General features: G+C 62.0%; 14 protein-coding genes. 10 read left to right on the top strand and 4 right to left on the bottom strand.

Annotated features, from left to right (window positions below; genetic code table 11):
• The first annotated feature begins 1 nt into the window (after position 1).
• From pknB to HMPREF2978_RS10040, 5 genes are all read left to right on the top strand, one after another.
• Positions 2–1,942: a Stk1 family PASTA domain-containing Ser/Thr kinase gene (gene pknB / locus HMPREF2978_RS10060; RefSeq protein ID WP_070524982.1), complete on the top strand. Its 1,941-nt coding sequence runs from the start codon at positions 2–4 to the stop codon at positions 1,940–1,942.
• 68 nt (positions 1,943–2,010) lie between these two features.
• The gene (gene crgA / locus HMPREF2978_RS10055; RefSeq protein ID WP_010188168.1) at positions 2,011–2,286 is read left to right on the top strand and encodes a cell division protein CrgA; all 276 of its coding nucleotides are present in this window, start codon (positions 2,011–2,013) and stop codon (positions 2,284–2,286) included.
• A 15-nt stretch (positions 2,287–2,301) separates the two neighbouring features.
• Complete coding sequence (locus HMPREF2978_RS10050; RefSeq protein ID WP_070524980.1) at positions 2,302–3,378, top strand: sensor histidine kinase; 1,077 nt, start codon at positions 2,302–2,304, stop codon at positions 3,376–3,378.
• Positions 3,379–3,429: 51 nt separating this feature from the next.
• A complete protein-coding gene (locus HMPREF2978_RS10045; protein ID WP_070524978.1) occupies positions 3,430–3,645 on the top strand; it encodes a hypothetical protein in 216 nt (71 codons plus the stop codon).
• Positions 3,646–3,654: 9 nt separating this feature from the next.
• Entirely contained in the window at positions 3,655–4,308 is a 654-nt protein-coding gene (locus HMPREF2978_RS10040; protein ID WP_070524976.1) for a response regulator, read from the top strand.
• Positions 4,309–4,779: 471 nt separating this feature from the next.
• On the opposite strand, the gene HMPREF2978_RS10035 is transcribed toward HMPREF2978_RS10040, so the two are convergent.
• A complete protein-coding gene (locus HMPREF2978_RS10035) occupies positions 4,780–5,424 on the bottom strand; it encodes a rhomboid family intramembrane serine protease (protein WP_070524974.1) in 645 nt (214 codons plus the stop codon).
• Positions 5,425–5,494: 70 nt separating this feature from the next.
• Positions 5,495–6,025, bottom strand: coding sequence for a peptidylprolyl isomerase (locus HMPREF2978_RS10030; protein WP_070524972.1), 531 nt, complete (start codon positions 6,023–6,025; stop codon positions 5,495–5,497).
• A gap of 69 nt (positions 6,026–6,094) precedes the next feature.
• On the opposite strand from HMPREF2978_RS10030, the gene HMPREF2978_RS10025 reads away from it, so the two are divergent.
• A complete protein-coding gene (locus HMPREF2978_RS10025) occupies positions 6,095–6,745 on the top strand; it encodes an HAD family hydrolase (protein ID WP_070524970.1) in 651 nt (216 codons plus the stop codon).
• Positions 6,746–6,749: 4 nt separating this feature from the next.
• Here the strand turns inward: HMPREF2978_RS10025 and metE are convergent, their stop codons facing one another.
• The gene (gene metE, locus HMPREF2978_RS10020) at positions 6,750–9,014 is read right to left on the bottom strand and encodes a 5-methyltetrahydropteroyltriglutamate--homocysteine S-methyltransferase (RefSeq protein WP_070745342.1); all 2,265 of its coding nucleotides are present in this window, start codon (positions 9,012–9,014) and stop codon (positions 6,750–6,752) included.
• Positions 9,011–9,934 (bottom strand): methylenetetrahydrofolate reductase, encoded by a 924-nt coding sequence (locus HMPREF2978_RS10015; protein ID WP_070524966.1) that lies wholly within the window; start codon positions 9,932–9,934, stop codon positions 9,011–9,013. Before HMPREF2978_RS10015 ends, metE begins: the two co-directional genes overlap by 4 nt.
• A 362-nt stretch (positions 9,935–10,296) precedes the next feature.
• Here HMPREF2978_RS10015 and HMPREF2978_RS10010 point away from each other — a divergent pair, with 362 nt between their 5' ends.
• From HMPREF2978_RS10010 to HMPREF2978_RS09995, 4 genes are all read left to right on the top strand, one after another.
• Positions 10,297–11,172 (top strand): hypothetical protein, encoded by an 876-nt coding sequence (locus HMPREF2978_RS10010; protein ID WP_070745339.1) that lies wholly within the window; start codon positions 10,297–10,299, stop codon positions 11,170–11,172.
• A gap of 167 nt (positions 11,173–11,339) precedes the next feature.
• Positions 11,340–11,543, top strand: coding sequence for a hypothetical protein (locus HMPREF2978_RS10005; RefSeq protein WP_070523292.1), 204 nt, complete (start codon positions 11,340–11,342; stop codon positions 11,541–11,543).
• A gap of 72 nt (positions 11,544–11,615) precedes the next feature.
• Positions 11,616–13,190 carry an ABC transporter transmembrane domain-containing protein gene (locus tag HMPREF2978_RS10000; protein ID WP_070524962.1) on the top strand — a complete coding sequence of 525 codons (1,575 nt, stop codon included), beginning with the start codon at positions 11,616–11,618 and terminating at the stop codon, positions 13,188–13,190.
• The gene (locus HMPREF2978_RS09995; protein WP_070524960.1) at positions 13,187–14,980 is read left to right on the top strand and encodes an ABC transporter ATP-binding protein; all 1,794 of its coding nucleotides are present in this window, start codon (positions 13,187–13,189) and stop codon (positions 14,978–14,980) included. The genes HMPREF2978_RS10000 and HMPREF2978_RS09995 overlap by 4 nt, the downstream gene beginning before the upstream one ends.
• Positions 14,981–14,997: the final 17 nt, after the last annotated feature.

The following is a 14,997-nucleotide window of genomic DNA, read 5'->3' as shown; positions in this document are numbered from 1 at the left end:
CATGGTCAGTGATCGGTACCACCTCCGCCAGTCCATCGGCTCCGGCGGCATGTCCGAGGTCTACGAGGCCGAAGACTCCGTCTTGGGGCGCACTGTTGCCATCAAGATGCTGCGCCCTGACATGGCGCGCGACGTTAACTTCCGTGAGCGTTTCCGCCGCGAGGCCCAAAACTCCGGCAAGCTCAACCACCCGAACATCGTTGCTGTCTTCGATACCGGTGAAAAGGACGTCGACGGCCTGATGGTGCCGTATATCGTCATGGAATACGTGCAGGGTCGTACCTTGCGCGACATTGTCCGAGAGGATGGCCCCATGTCGGTGGCGGAGGCCGCGCGCGTGCTCAAGCCAGTAGCGGAGGCCCTCCAATCCTCCCACGAGGCCGGGATCATCCACCGCGATATCAAGCCGGCCAACATCATGCTGACCAACACCGGCCAAGTGAAGGTCATGGACTTCGGCATCGCCCGCGCACTGGATGATTCCACGTCGGCGATGACGCAGACCTCTGCTGTCATCGGTACCGCGCAGTATCTTTCCCCGGAACAGGCCCGTGGCAAGCCTGCCGACGCACGCTCCGACGTCTACGCTCTGGGCTGCGTCATGTATGAAACGGTCACTGGACGCACCCCGTTTGAGGGCGAGACTCCCTTCGCTGTGGCCTACCAGCACGTGCAAGAGGATCCAACGCCCCCCTCAGAGCTCATTGACGAAAAGCTCACGGAGCGAGAGCGTCTTGGCGTCGACGCCGTCGTGCTCACGGCAATGGCCAAGCACCCGGCGGATCGCTATCAATCCGCCTGGGAGATGGGCGATGACCTTGATCGTTTAGCACAGGGCCAACTCCCGGAAGCGGCACGCTCCCACGTCAACGATGAGGATCATCCCACCACAATGGTGGCACCCGTGGCCGCACAACACCGTGCGCCGGTGGCCTCCACCCGCCCTTCGGAGGATGAGGAGTCAGGCTCCGGCTTGAAGTGGCTGGCGGCCTTGCTCGCCGCTTCTCTCGTCGCCATTATTGGCTACTTTGCCTGGGATTTCTGGGATAGCTCCCGTCAAGAAGCCCGTGAACGCGAACAGGAACAGCATGAAGCAGCTCAGCGCGCGAACATGGTCACTGTCCCGAAGGTGGCCAACCGCCCGCGCAATGAAGCGGTCGAGGAGCTGGAAAAGCTTGGCCTGCTGGTAACCGTCAACGAAGAACCCAGCCCCGATGTGCCGCGCGGCAAGGTGATCCGCGTCAACCCGGCGGAGGGCTCGGAGCTGCAGAAGAATTCTTCGGTCACGCTGACAGTATCTTCTGGCAAGGAGGTCACCGAGGTCCCGGATCTCACCGGCATGAAGCTGGATGAAGCTACCACTGCGCTGGAGGAAGCCGGCTTGGAGCTGAATACCGACGTGGAACAGGTGAATGATGAGGCCCCCGCGGGCGAGATCATTTCCCAGAACCCAGCGGGCGGCGCGCAGCTATCCAAGGGTTCGAAAGTACGCGTCACGGTGTCCAAGGGCCAGAAGGAAGTCAGCGTCCCCGACGTCAGCGGCATGGATCGTGACCGCGCGGTGGACATGCTGTCCTCCATGGACTTTGACGTCACCGTGAATTCGGTGGATTCGGAGCTGCCGGAGAACCAGGTGCTCAGGGTTGTCGAGCAGGGCCAGAAGCTACCCAAGGGCAGCCAGGTCACCCTGGAAGTCTCCAACGCGATGCTCATCCAGGCACCGGATATTACGCATTCCTCGCAGCAGGAAGCCGAATCCGCGCTGCGCGCCAAGGGCTGGTCCGGTTCCCTCGACGTGGGCGAACGCATCCCGACGTCTAATCCGATCGACAGCAACAAGATCGGATGGGCGTCGGCAAGCCGCGGCGATGTCATCCGTAAGGATGAAACCATCCACGTCCGGTTCTGGGAGTTTGACCCGGCAGCATTGCTACCGCAATAGCTCTCAAAGGCGCAGCTGCTAAGGTATCTCACAGATTAACCACCCCTATTCTTCGTGAAGGTGTAACAATGCCAAAGTCCAAGATCACGACGGAGGGCTCCGCACTCCCGCAGTCCTCCAGCTCTGCAACTAACCGCACCCCGGTCAAGATCAACTCTGAGGGAACTCCGAAGTGGTACATCGCCATCATGCTGGGCCTCATGCTCCTCGGCCTGCTCTGGCTGGTGGTCAACTACCTTGCAGGTGAGTCCATTCCGTTCATGCAAGAGCTGGGACCGTGGAATTACGGCATCGGCTTCGGTCTGGCCATCATCGGTCTGTTGATGACGATGGGCTGGCGTTAGTTTTCATCGCTGCCGATGAGCTCCTCGAGGTTCTATAGCATCGCTGGCGTTGGCTGCATCATTTTGGTGATGCTCACCGTCACGGTGGATAAAAACTTCCTCACTCCCGGCGCACTCGTGCTCGCCGGCCTCGGCGTAACCCTAACGCCACTGGCCATCCGCCGCCCACTTGCGTCGGCCTGCGGGTACGGTGCGCTTTTTGCGCTCGCTGTCTGGTTTTCCGACTGGCGGTCTTTCTTACTCCTGGCGTGGAGCCCCGTTATCGTCGGCATCGTGGCCTTTCGCACGCGCTGGCTGTGGGCGGTTCCCCCAGCGGTGGCCTACACCTACCTCATCACGACGGATCCATCGAAGAATTATCTTCCGGATTTCGATCCGCTGAACCTGTCGACACCGCTCATCTTGTATGCAGTGGCCATCGTCATTGGAGCCGCGCTGCGCAAAACCCGGGACCAGCGTCTTGCCGCTGAGCAACGCGCCGCCGAGCAACGCGAGGCGCTGATGACCGCACTGCACGATTCGGTAGCTGCGACGCTCACCTCCGTGGTCATGCGCTCTGAAACCTTGGCATTGACCCAAACGGATCCCTCTGCGGCTGACTCCGCGGAAGCGATTGCTAACGACGCCCGCCGGGCCATGGGCGAAGTCCGCGACCTGCTACGCGTGATGAAGAATGAGAGCTTGACTCAGGGAGTTAAGTCCTTGGAAGAAGACCTCGACACCATGGTTAGCTTCCTTAGCAGCCACGGCTTCCACTGCGAAGCACAGATCAATGTGGGCAAGAACGGTGAGCTTGCTCTGCCGGAAAAGCTATCGCTCGTGTTCTCTGAGCTCGCCATCAACATCCTCAAGTACGCTCGCCCTGAATCCCGTGTAAGCATCGAGGCCACTGGCAGCTCCAAGTCCATCGACCTCGTGATCACTTCCGAGATTGCGGCGCAACAATCACGCCAATACATGACGACGAGTCTGGGCGTGGGGGAAATCGCCCGCCGCGTTCGCCGCATGCACGGCGTCTTCGGCAGTGGAAAAGAAGGAGAGCTCTGGGTCACACGCCTTTCTCTTCCCGCTACCCACCTAAGAAAAATATAGTAAACTTGCCCGGTAACTCGCCGATTTTTAGATTCCACAAGGTTAGTAGACATGCGTTCTTCCCTCGCCGTTGCCGCTGCAGCTCTCGCGCTGTTTTCCGCACCACTCGCCAGCGCTGATGAGACTCCTGTTGAAGCTACCGCTAACACCACCGCTACTGAGAGCACTGAGTCCACGGGATTCACCTTCTACAAGTCTTTCGCGGGCGAATTCACCGACCACTTCCGATGCTCCAACAATCCCCAGCTCTGGTGGTGCCGCGGCTAAACTGTTCCCATGAGCATTCGGGTTTTCCTCGTTGACGATGATGAGCTCGTTCGCTCGACGCTCCGCGTCTATTTCCAGACCACCGAGGACATCATGGTGGTCGGTGAGGCAACCAACGGCGCGGATTGCTTAGCGCAGATTGAGGAAGTCAATCCGGACCTCGTCCTCGCCGATATTCACATGCCACACATGGACGGCATTACGCTGCTCAAGCACCTTAACTCCGGGCCGAATCCCCCAACGTTTTTGGCGGTGACCGCCTTCGACTCGGATGACACGATGCTGAAGATCCTGCGGGCGGGCGGCGCAGGCTATATCTTGAAGAACCAGCGCCCGCGCTCGATCATCGAGGCGGTTCGCGCCGCCGTGGAGGGCGGCACCGTCGTGGCGCCCGCCGCCATGCACCGTTTAGTCGACTACATCGGTGAGCCTGCCACCCCACGCGATCCCGTCGCCGCCGCCATTGAGAACCACGAGCTTCACGACGCCGAAATAGCCGTCCTCAAACTCCTCCTCGCCGGCAACTCCAATTCAGAGATCGCTGCCGCCACCGGCTATTCCGAGTCCGCCGTGAAGAAGCACGTCTCGCGCCTCATCACCATCTTCGGCGCCAGCACGCGCCTGAACTTGGTGACCAAGATTCTGGGTGGCGCTGGCTCCTAAGCCCGACTTCACCCTGGCGACAGGACTCCTTTTCTTAAAACGCTTACGGCTATGAACCCTTGCAAAAGGCATCTGGCAAAAGGCATCCTTGGATCTAAAAACGCCATCCGCCCTGCGTAAATGGCGTTTTCAGCCGTGAAAACGCCTTATGACTGATGCCTTTTGCTAGACGTCTTTTGCCAAACTCCACACAACCTGAGCGCTGTTAACACCTTGGGTACAACGTTATCCACAGGGTGGGGATAACTCTGTGGAAATCGAATTCCACAGCTTTTCTCCACACCCTGTGGATAAGTGTTTTCACGCTTCCCACAGACCGCACAAAAACTTCGAACACAATCTAATACGCTGCTGATCTGCGGTTATCTTGGCCCACACGTTCGGTAAATTACAAAAATGTAGTTATCCACAGTGTGGATAACTTATGTGGAATTCTTTCGCACAGAGGTTTTGGTGGATAACACGCCCAAGTTATCCCCAAAGCCCAGCTCGCAGCGCCGCTAACACGGCTACCACGACAGCAATAAGCCATATCCCCAGCCAACGCAGCCACGCCCGTTGGCGAAAGAGGAATGGTGCCAACAGCAGTCCTGTCAGCAAACCGCCCAAGTGCCCCCACACGGAGACGTTCTCCGCCACAAAGCTGTAGACAACGTTTGCTACGACCAAGGCGATGGGCGCTCGCAGGTCTAAACCGCGGCTGCGGTACACGCCGATGAGTAGTCCCATGAGCGCAAAGAGGGCGCCGGAGGCGCCCACCGTGGGTGTGCCGAAGTCCATCCACAGCACTGCGGCGGAAGAGCCAACAATGGAGATGAGATAGGCCGCCACATACAGCGCGCTGCCCAGGGCGCGTTCTACTTCCCTGCCCACAAAGAACAGCATCACCATGTTGACCAAGAGGTGCCCGGCGTCGAGGTGCATAAAGCCCGCGGTAATGACAGTTGCGGGGTGCTCGGACACTTCAGGGCCCCACAGCGTCCAGTCTTGGGCCAGCAAGCTGCGATAGTAGGGCGTAGAGAGGGTCTTGGCCTGGATGGCCGTGACCAACCATGCCCCAATGCACAGCACCATGAGCACCATGGTGACTGGCGCCGAACGAAAATAATTTTTCACGCAGACTCCTAAAACAACGAGCCCGCCACCACATCACGTGGCAGCGGGCTCAGATGAAAAGCTAAAACGCTTAGGCGATCTCGATGGACTCGATGACAACGTCCTCAGCCGGACGGTCCATGCGGTCGGTGGAGACCTTAGCAATCTTGGACACAACTTCCTGGGAAGCCTGGTCGGTGACCTCACCGAAGATGGTGTGGTGGTTGTTCAGGTGCGGGGTCGGCGCCACGGTGATGAAGAACTGGGAGCCGTTGGTGCCCGGGCCGGCATTCGCCATGGCCAGCAGGAACGGGCGATCAAACTGGAGCTCCGGGTGGAACTCATCCTGGAACTGGTAGCCGGGGCCGCCACGGCCGGTGCCGGTGGGGTCACCGCCCTGGATCATGAACTGGTCGATAACGCGGTGGAAGATAGCGCCATCGTAGAACGGGCCAGACTGCTCACCCTTGGCGTTCTGGGTGGTGTAGTCCTTCTCGCCCTTAGCCAGGCCGATGAAGTTCTCAACGGTTACCGGTGCGTGGTTACCGAACAGGTCGATAACAATGTCACCGTAGTTGGTGTGCATCGTTGCAGTTGCGGTCTTCTGAGTCATGCCAGCCATTGTATGGAAATTTCCACCATTTCGTTGTTCCGCCGCGACGCTGTCAGCGATCTGCGTAGGGTTGCAAGCATGATTCGCGCCGTTCTCTTCGATCTCGATGACACCCTCATGGACCACACCGCCGCGATGCATGCGGCCGTGGAGGAGTGGCTGCCGGGCGGTCATTACGAGCGCTTCGCGGAGATCGAAAAGAAGTGGTTCGCCGCCTACGAGCGCGGCGAGGTCACCCACCAAGGCCAGCGCGTGGAGCGCTGCCGCGAATTCTTGGGCCGCCCGGAGATGACGGAGCAGGAGGCGCTGGCGGAATATGCCAAGTATTTGGCCGCGTATGAAAAGCACTGGCAGGCGCTTGGCGACGCCCTCCCCGCCCTCCAGCACGTCCTATCCCTGGGCCTCAAGGTCGGCATTCTGACGAACGGTGCGCGGGACATGCAGGAGGCAAAACTACGGGCGGGCGGGCTCGACCTGCCAGACGTCGAGCTCTTTCCCACCGTAGAAATGGCTAAGCCAAAACCGCACCGAGAGGCCTACCTCGAGGCTTGTCGGCGCCTAGAGGTAGAGCCTGGCTCCACGCTCATGATTGGTGATTCGGTGGCTAATGACGTCGAGGGTGCACGTGCAGCGGGGCTCAAGGCACTGCACTTCGATAGGGGCGGAAACGGAGACATCGCCGCGCTCAGTGAGCTGACGGCGATGGACGGTTTAAATCCAAAGATTTAAACCCCTAGAGGCTGGCGCGGGCCTCGTCGCGGGCGAGGACCATATTGCGCAGGGAGGCCTCGGTCTCCTCGTAGCCGCGGGTCTTCAGGCCGCAGTCCGGGTTGACCCACAGACGTTCGACCGGCACGTTCTTGAGTGCCGCGCGGATGAGCTCGGCCATCTCCGCCACGGACGGGATGCGCGGCGAGTGGATGTCGTAGATGCCGGGGCCGATCTCAGAGTGGAACTTCTCATCGATGTCCTCGAGCAGCTCCATGCGGGAGCGGGCAGCTTCGATGGAGGTGACGTCGGCGTCCAGGCCGGCGACAGCGTCGATGATCTGGCCAAACTCCGAGTAACACAGGTGCGTGTGGATCTGGGTGGTCGGCTTGGCCTCGAGTGCTACGAGGCGGAAGGAACGCACCGCCCAGTCGAGGTAGGCCTTGCGGTCCTGCTCGCGCAGCGGCAGCAGCTCGCGCAGGGCGGGCTCGTCGATCTGGATGATGTCGATGCCGGCCTCCTCGAGGTCGCGGACTTCGTCGGCCAGCGCCACGCCGAGCTGATCAGCGGAGACAGACTGGTGAACATCATCGCGCACGAAGGACCAGGCCAGGATGGTCACCGGACCGGTGAGCATGCCCTTGACGTGCTTCTCGGACAGGGACTGCGCGAACTTCGCCCACTCAGTGGTCATGGCCTTCGGGCGGGAGATGTCACCAACCACGATTGGCGGACGGGTGCAACGGGAGCCGTAGGACTGGACCCAGCCGTTCTCGGTGACGACAAAGCCGTCGAGAAGCTCGGCGAAGTACTGCACCATGTCGTTGCGCTCCGGCTCACCGTGGACCAGAACGTCCAAACCTAGGCGCTCCTGCAGCTCGATGACGGACTTCACCTCGTTGCGCAGTGCCTCGGTGTAGTCGGCATCGGAGAGCTCGCCCTTGCGGTGTGCGGCGCGGGCGGCGCGAATCTCAGCAGTCTGTGGGAAGGATCCGATGGTGGTGGTGGGCAGCTGCGGCAGACCGAGGGCTTCCTGCGCCTTGTTGCGCTCGGCGAACTCCGGCTGGCGCTGAACCTGGCCCTCCGGCAGCTGCGCGGTGCGATCCTGTACTGTCTGGTCGTGGGTGCGAGAGGACTCGGCACGGGTGCGCACGGCGCGGTCGGCCTGTGCATAAGCCTCCGGGGCATCCAGCGGACCGGCGGCGAGTGCTACGACCTCGCGGATCTTCTCGTCGGCAAAGGCGAACCAGGTGGCGACGTCCACCGGCAGGGAGGTCTCCGCCTCCACAGTGTGCGGCACGTGCTGCAGGGACACGGAGGTGGTTACAGAAACGCCTTCGCCGAGGGTCTCGAGCTTCTCGCGCAGGTCGCGGAGGTTGGCGGCCCAGACATTGCGGCCGTCGACCAGGCCGGCGGAGAGGTGGGTGGCGCCGGCGAGCTTGGCCACGCGCTCGAGGTAGGAGTTGTCCAGAGCCAGTGTGCCCACGGAGAGATCCACCTGGACTGCTTCCGGCTGAAGCTCGGTGATGACGTCGAGGCCAGCGTTGAGAGAACCATAGGGCGTGGTCAGGTAAACCTGCGGGCGCTTCTCCGCGCCCAGGATGCGGCCATAGGCGCTCTTGAGTGCGGCGGCGAGGGTGGCGTCGTCAGCCGCGGCGAGGTCGGCTACTAGAGCCGGCTCGGCGAGCTGGATCCATTCGACGCTGGCGTCGTGAAGCTCAGCCAATACGGTGAGGTAGGAGTCCACGAGCTCATTAAGGTGGTCGAGCGGCTGCTTAGTGGCGCCCTCGGCCTGCTTGGACAGCGCCAGCAGGGTCACTGGGCCAACGAGGACCGGACGCACGGTGTGGCCAGCGGCGCGGGCCTCCTCGACGATCTTCAGCACGCGCTGCGGGCGGGCGCTAAAGGTCTGGTCATCGGTAATCTCAGGAACGATGTAGTGGTAGTTGGTGTCGAACCACTTAGTCATCTCCAGCGGCGCCGTGTCCTTGTTTCCGCGGGCCAGGGTGAACTCATCATCGAGGCTCTCGCCCTGAGCAGCGCCTACGGTCAACGCGGTCTCGAGGACGTGGTCGTAGTAGGCAACGTCGGCCGGGATGGCGTAGTCCTCAGTGAGGCCCAGCTCCTTGAGGCGGGCGTAGGTGTCGAGGCGCAGGGAGTGCGCGGCGGATTCGAAGGTCTCGCCGTCGATCTTGCCGGACCAGTAGGACTCCAGCGCGCGCTTGAGCTCGCGGTGGGCACCGACGCGTGGGTAGCCCTCAATCGTGGCCTTGGGGAAGGGTGCGGTCATGGGATGACTCCAATTCGATGTAGCAGGTCAGTCGTAATGTCTGGATTGTTGTGCGTGTAGATGTGCAACCCGTCGGCGCCGGCGTTCATCACCGACTTCGCCAGCTTGGCTGTAATCTGCATGCCGATTTCTTTCTCTTCCTCGGGAGAGGTCGCTGCCGCGAGTTGGTCAAGCACCTTGGTCGGCCCGTCCAACCCGGACAGCTGGCACATTCGCTCCACCCGAGCGCGGCTGGTCATCGGCATGATCCCGGGAATGAGCGGAATGCGCACACCCGCCAACCGGGCGCGCTGGGCGAAGCGGACGTAATCCTCCGCGTCGAAGAAAAGCTGGGTGATGGCGAAGTCTGCGCCGAGACGCTGCTTGGCCAAAAGGACGTCGATGTCCTCGTCCAGCGTGGCGGACTCAGCGTGGCCGTTGGGATAGCAGGCCACACCAACCGCCAAGCGGCCAGCTGCCAAACGCGCCACGCGGTCCGATTCCCAGCGGCGAATGAGCCGGACCAGGGAATCAGCGTGCGGCAGGTGGCCTTCGGGCATGCCGTCCTCCGGCAGGTCGCCGCGGAGCGCGAGGAGGCCGCGCACGCCGGCGTCGACCAGCGTGTCGATCCAGCCAACGAGCTCTTCCTCTGTGCCGGCGGTGCAGGCCAGGTGGGCCAGGGGGCGCATCGCCGTATCGCGCGAGATCTTCTCAATGAAGGCCGCGGTTCCCTCCAGCCACCCAGAGCGCTGGGAGCTGGTGACGGCGATGTAATCAGGGTTATACGCGGCGAGCGTGGCGAGCAAGCGGTCAATCTTTGCAGCGTCTGCATCGTGACGCGGCGGGATCACCTCGAAGGAGAGAGCGGTGCGCTTAAGCTCCTTGGGCGTATCTTCGCTGATTTGGTCTAGTGGTGCGGATGCGGAAAGTCGCGGGGACATGCTCACCTCCTCTGCAGGTTATCGTTGTTTGTCTTCGGTGTTGATGTCCCAAAACGTACCAAGCTGTCCATTTCGGACGAAAGGCTTTTTACATTGGTAATACCTTTAGAACTCAGTCAGCTGCACCGTTAGCCCATAGCGCTAGTGAATAAAAACCCGGCCAATCCGTACAAAGCTGTCTATTTTCTTTGGACAGCTCGCGGCCTGGCATATCTGGTGGCGGGACCTGCGCGCCACCACTACGCTGAAAGGGAGTATCCAGCGCTAACGCGGGCACACCCGGTTCGGCGCCGACAATCACTCCATAAACAGTTGTCCAACTCAAATCACCTCAGTATTGACGTAAAGGAGCACCTGAGCCCATGAACCCCGCCGCCCTGTCCACAGCCATCAGCGCCACCTCCGCCCTGGTGGAGCGCCTCAAGGAACGCCGCGATGAGAAGGCCCGTGAGGCCTACTCCGCCCTGGAGACCGCCGCCGCCCGCATGGAAGAGCGCGATGGCGAGTGGTTCTCGGAGGCCCGCCGCGAAGCGGGTGCCGTAACCAAGGCCGCGCATGCCCGCCTCGAGCGCACCCTCGAACAGCTCAAGGAGCGCAGCGAGGAAGCCACCGAGAAGCTCTCTGAGGCTGCATCAGAGGCCCAGGACAAGGCCTCCAAGCAGTGGAAAAAGACCCAGAAGCAGGCAGAAACGAAGGCCTCCAAGGCCCGCAAGCAGGCTAAGAAGAAGGCTTCTAAGGCTGAGAAGAAGGCGCAGAAGCAGAGCGCCCAGCTGCAGAAGAAGGCCCGCCGCCTCAGCGGCAAGGACAAGAAGAAGGGCTCGAAGATCTGGCTGATCTCCGCGCTCGTTGCCGCCATTGCTGCCATCGGCGGTGGCATCTACTACTTCTTCGCCCAGAAGAAGGAGAAGGAATCCGCCGTTCCGCCGCGCGTTGAGGACTTCTCCTCCCCGTCCGCGCCGCAGGGCTCCACCTTGGTCTACACCTCCACCACTGAGGATGATGCCAAGAAGGAGTCCAACTTGGCTGAGGAGGGCGTCGTCGAGCGCGATGAAGAGCTGCTGGGCTCGCTGGATGAACAGCTGGCCAAGCACCGCGAGGAAGAAACCGCCATCCAGGACGCCGTCGAGACCGAGATCGAGGTCAGCAACGCCGACAAGAAGGATGCCGACACCTCCCGCATCACCGATGATCACGAGTCCGAAGGCAAGCACCGCCTCCAGACCGAGGACGAGAACTAACCCCCCATCCTTGGGGGTGCGCATTTCGTTGCCTTGATCTCACTGCGTTGCCCCCGCGCGCCCGACCTGCTTGAATTGAAGGCTAATTGGCATCGATCCTCAAAGATCGGTGCCCGCGCGCTGTTTTGCGCGGGAAGCCCTACCAACAGCAGGCAAGGAGATCAGGCATGAGCTTTGAGTCGCTCGTAGTCAAGCTCAAGAGCGGGGAGACCTTTTATTTCCCCGCAGGTGCCGTGAGCGGCGATCCGTCCACCCGCGTGGATAACCTGCGCTTTGCCATTGAAAACGGCACGCAGTTTAACTCCGTCGATGATTATGGAGTCGACCGCGAGTTCAACGGCTATGACGTGGAGAACTACCACCTGGCTTAAGTTCCCCCAGTGATTCATTGATCGTAATCTGAATCACTCCCTTATGCGTTGTGCGCTATAGGATGAGTTCTTATGACTCACTACCCCCGCATGAGGACGTGGTCGTGGTACCTCCCCGATGAGCCCCCTTCCGGGGAGGTCTCCCTCACCGAGACCACCGATTTCTCCCGGCCCGGCGCCGCCACGTGGCGTCTGCTCGGCGCCCAGCGCACCGGCGTTATCGGCATCTTCGTTGCCACCCTCATCAACGCGCCGCTGGGCGCGTTGGTCTCCGTCATCATCGGCCAGACCACGCAGTATGCCTTCTCCGAGCCCTCCTGGCGCACCGTAGCGCTGCCGCTTGCGGCCACGGCGATCCTCCTCTTCATCGCCTATATCTGCGAGGCCACGGCAGATGCCTTTACTGATCTGAGTCAGGCCCGCACCACGCATACACTGCGGCTGAACTTGCTGGATAAGCTGCTGGGTGCCTCCACCGCAGGGATAAGCCCCGGCCGGCTGCTCAACACGATGGATGAGGATTCGCACTACATCGGCCAGCTCAAGCAGATCCTCAACTTCCCACTGGTCATGGTGGGCTACCTCTTGGGCGCGGTGGTCAGCCTGGCCCCGATTTCCTGGCAGGTCTCGGCTGTGCTGCTGGTTGGCGCACTCGCCACCGCGCTGGCCTCCTGGGCCACCACGAAGCCGCTGACAAGGATCGCCGCGCGCCGCCGCCAGTTGGAGAACACCGCGCTTTCACTCGCCACGGACTTTGCTCAAGGCTCCCGGGTGATCAAGGGCCTCGGCGCCAAGAACATCGCGCGCCAACGTTTTTCCGACGCCGCCCAGGATTCCTTGGGCGCCATGCTCCGCGAGGCCAAACTTTCCTCCCTCATGGCCTGGCTGCGCCAGATGGTTCCCGCGTCCTTTGCCGTGGGCATTCTTGCCTGGACCTCCTGGGAAACCTTCGAGGGCCGCATCGCCCCCGGCGGGATGATGGCGATCACCATGCTCGTCCCGCCCGCGCTCACAGCATTAGGTGTGTCTCTCGGCCTGCTCACGGAGAACTGGGCGCGGGCTCGGGCCTCCGTGGAGCGCGTCGGCGAGCTGCTCGGCCAGCTTTCTACCAACACCACCGAAACCGCCGGCACCCCCGTCGATCTCTCCCCCGGATTGCACGTGTGGATGCCCACCACCACTGAGGGGCGCAACACCGTGGACTCCTGGGTGCGCTACCTTCATGAGCACGGCGCATTGTGCCCGCCGCACCGCATCTCCGTGCTGGAGGGGACCCTGCAGGACAACGTCGATCCGCTGCGCAGTGCTAGCGCTACGCAGCTTCACGCCGCCCTCCACGCCTCCGCCTGCGAGGATATTGTTATCCGTCTTGGTGGTCTTGGTCCCAACGGCGAGCTGCCCACCGCGCCCATCGGTGAGGCCGGCCTCAACCTCTCCGGTGGCCAGCGCCAGCGCGTCGCGCTTGCCCGCGCACTCTCTGTGGACCCGGAAGTTCTCGTGCTGGACAACCCCACGACGGGACTGGATTCGTTGACCTTGGCGGACGTCGCCAAGCGCGTGCGTGAGCTGCGCGCCGGCAAGATCACCGTGCTCATTACATCCGCCTCCACGTGGGCCGCCAACGCGGATGAGGTGGTGGAGCTATGAGCCAGCAGGATCGCGCGGATGCCCTTGCACCTGCCTCCCCGCGGGAGTGTCTCCGTTTTCTGAAAACCCTGCCCAGTGCGCCCAGCCGGCTTGGCATCGCCCTTTTCTTCGGCCTGTTTACCGTTACGGTCATCATGATGAACCTGGTCTCCCAGGTGCTTGGCCGCGTCGTGGACATCATCCAAGGCGTGGAGCTACCCGTCCTCGGCACTGGGCGCGCAGCCATGGTGGGCGCGCTCATCGTTATCGCGGTGGGCTTCCTCGTGGAGGTCACCGGCCGCACAGTGGGCCGCTACCTGGTTACCTCCACTACCCGCCGTCTCTCGGTGGATCTGCGCACCTCAGCGCTGGACTCTACCCTCGGCGCTCCCGTTCCTGCCGTCATGGAACTGGGCACCGGCAACATCATCACGCGCCTGTCCAAGGACATCGACACCGTGGTCATGACCATCTCCATGATGGGTGACCGCCTCGTGCTCACGCTCTTCATGCTGCCGCTGACCGCGCTCATGATGATCTTCATCCACCCCGCTTATGCGCTGCTCTTCATCGCGGTGAGTTGTCTGCTCTACCCCTTCATCCGCGGCACCATGCGGGATATCCCCGCCGTGGCCAACGAGGTGTCCTCGGTGGAGGCCTACCGCAACAACGTCCTGCTAGACACGATTCGCGCCCTGGAGACCCTCCGTCAGTTCTCCCTGAAGGACTGGGCGCATACACGCATGAAGCGCTATTCCTGGGACACGGTACAGGCCTGGGGTGACAAGGTTCCGCTGATCAACCGCATCCTGGGCCAGGGCGCCCTGGCCTTCGCGGTGTTGCTCTTGGGTTCGGTCCTCATGTCCGTGCCCATGGTGATGTGGGAGTGGCTGACCCCCGGTGAGGCCACCGCCGCGGTGCTGCTAGTGATGCGTCTAGAGATCCACGTGTTCAACATCCTCTTCTTCGCTGGCGAGATCCAGCATTCCGTGACCTCCCTCGGCCGCGCGGTGGCCCTGGCCACCTTGGACAACAGCGCTGGTACGAAGGCGCTTAAGGACACTCCCCGGCTAAACGACGCCCCCACTATCACCATCGAGCACCTTTCCTACGCCTACCCCGGCGGGGCACGCGTGCTTGACGACGTCTCCCTAACCCTCTCCGCCGGCACCACCACCGCCCTGGTGGGTACCTCCGGTGCGGGTAAGTCCACGCTCGCCGCCCTCGTGGCGGGCCTGCAGTACCCATCGGCGGGGAGCATCAGCCTCGATGGCATCGATACCGCCACCGTGCCGAACACGTGGATTACAGAGCACGTAGCGCTCATTACCCAAGAAGTGCATCTTTTTTCTGGTTCGCTGCGCGAGGACCTACTCCTGGCCAAACCCAACGCCAGCGATGAGGAGCTGTGGCAGGCGCTCAACACCGTGGGCTTGGATGAGCATTCGCGGTGGCTGCCTCAGGGCCTCGATACGAAGATTGGCGCCGGCAACGAGGAGATCGGTGCGGAGGCCGAGCAACAGCTTTCCCTGGCTCGCATGATCCTGCGCCAGCCGCCGGTGCTCATCATGGATGAGGCCACCTCTGAAGCCGGCTCCGAGCACGCGGAAGTGCTCGAACACGCTGCTAGAGCAGTCACGAGGGGCCGCACCGCGCTCGTCGTTGCCCACCGCCTGGACCAGGCCCGGGAGGCCGACCGCATTATTGTGATGGAACAGGGTCGGATCGTCGAGGATGGCACCCACACCGAGCTCATCGATCGGGGCGGGCGCTATGCCTCAGCCTATGCCCAGTGGGAGCATGGGAAGTAGGTAGTTCGAAGCCGCCT

This window comes from Corynebacterium sp. HMSC074C01, from assembly GCF_001814605.1.
Lineage (GTDB): Bacteria > Actinomycetota > Actinomycetes > Mycobacteriales > Mycobacteriaceae > Corynebacterium.
Note: the sequence above shows the minus strand (reverse complement) of the source record. Positions and strands in the feature narration are given on the sequence as shown.

Excerpts from the sequence above, each read along its gene's own strand:
- HMPREF2978_RS10040 (WP_070524976.1), top strand. The coding sequence starts at position 3,655 with ATGAGCATTCGGGTTTTCCTCGTTGACGATGATGAGCTCGTTCGCTCG.
- HMPREF2978_RS10015 (WP_070524966.1), bottom strand. The coding sequence starts at position 9,934 with ATGTCCCCGCGACTTTCCGCATCCGCACCACTAGACCAAATCAGCGAA.
- crgA (WP_010188168.1), top strand. The coding sequence starts at position 2,011 with ATGCCAAAGTCCAAGATCACGACGGAGGGCTCCGCACTCCCGCAGTCC.
- HMPREF2978_RS10045 (WP_070524978.1), top strand. The coding sequence starts at position 3,430 with ATGCGTTCTTCCCTCGCCGTTGCCGCTGCAGCTCTCGCGCTGTTTTCC.
- HMPREF2978_RS10005 (WP_070523292.1), top strand. The coding sequence starts at position 11,340 with ATGAGCTTTGAGTCGCTCGTAGTCAAGCTCAAGAGCGGGGAGACCTTT.
- HMPREF2978_RS10000 (WP_070524962.1), top strand. The coding sequence starts at position 11,616 with ATGACTCACTACCCCCGCATGAGGACGTGGTCGTGGTACCTCCCCGAT.
- metE (WP_070745342.1), bottom strand. The coding sequence starts at position 9,014 with ATGACCGCACCCTTCCCCAAGGCCACGATTGAGGGCTACCCACGCGTC.
- HMPREF2978_RS10010 (WP_070745339.1), top strand. The coding sequence starts at position 10,297 with ATGAACCCCGCCGCCCTGTCCACAGCCATCAGCGCCACCTCCGCCCTG.
- HMPREF2978_RS10025 (WP_070524970.1), top strand. The coding sequence starts at position 6,095 with ATGATTCGCGCCGTTCTCTTCGATCTCGATGACACCCTCATGGACCAC.
- pknB (WP_070524982.1), top strand. The coding sequence starts at position 2 with ATGGTCAGTGATCGGTACCACCTCCGCCAGTCCATCGGCTCCGGCGGC.
- HMPREF2978_RS10050 (WP_070524980.1), top strand. The coding sequence starts at position 2,302 with ATGAGCTCCTCGAGGTTCTATAGCATCGCTGGCGTTGGCTGCATCATT.
- HMPREF2978_RS09995 (WP_070524960.1), top strand. The coding sequence starts at position 13,187 with ATGAGCCAGCAGGATCGCGCGGATGCCCTTGCACCTGCCTCCCCGCGG.
- HMPREF2978_RS10030 (WP_070524972.1), bottom strand. The coding sequence starts at position 6,025 with ATGGCTGGCATGACTCAGAAGACCGCAACTGCAACGATGCACACCAAC.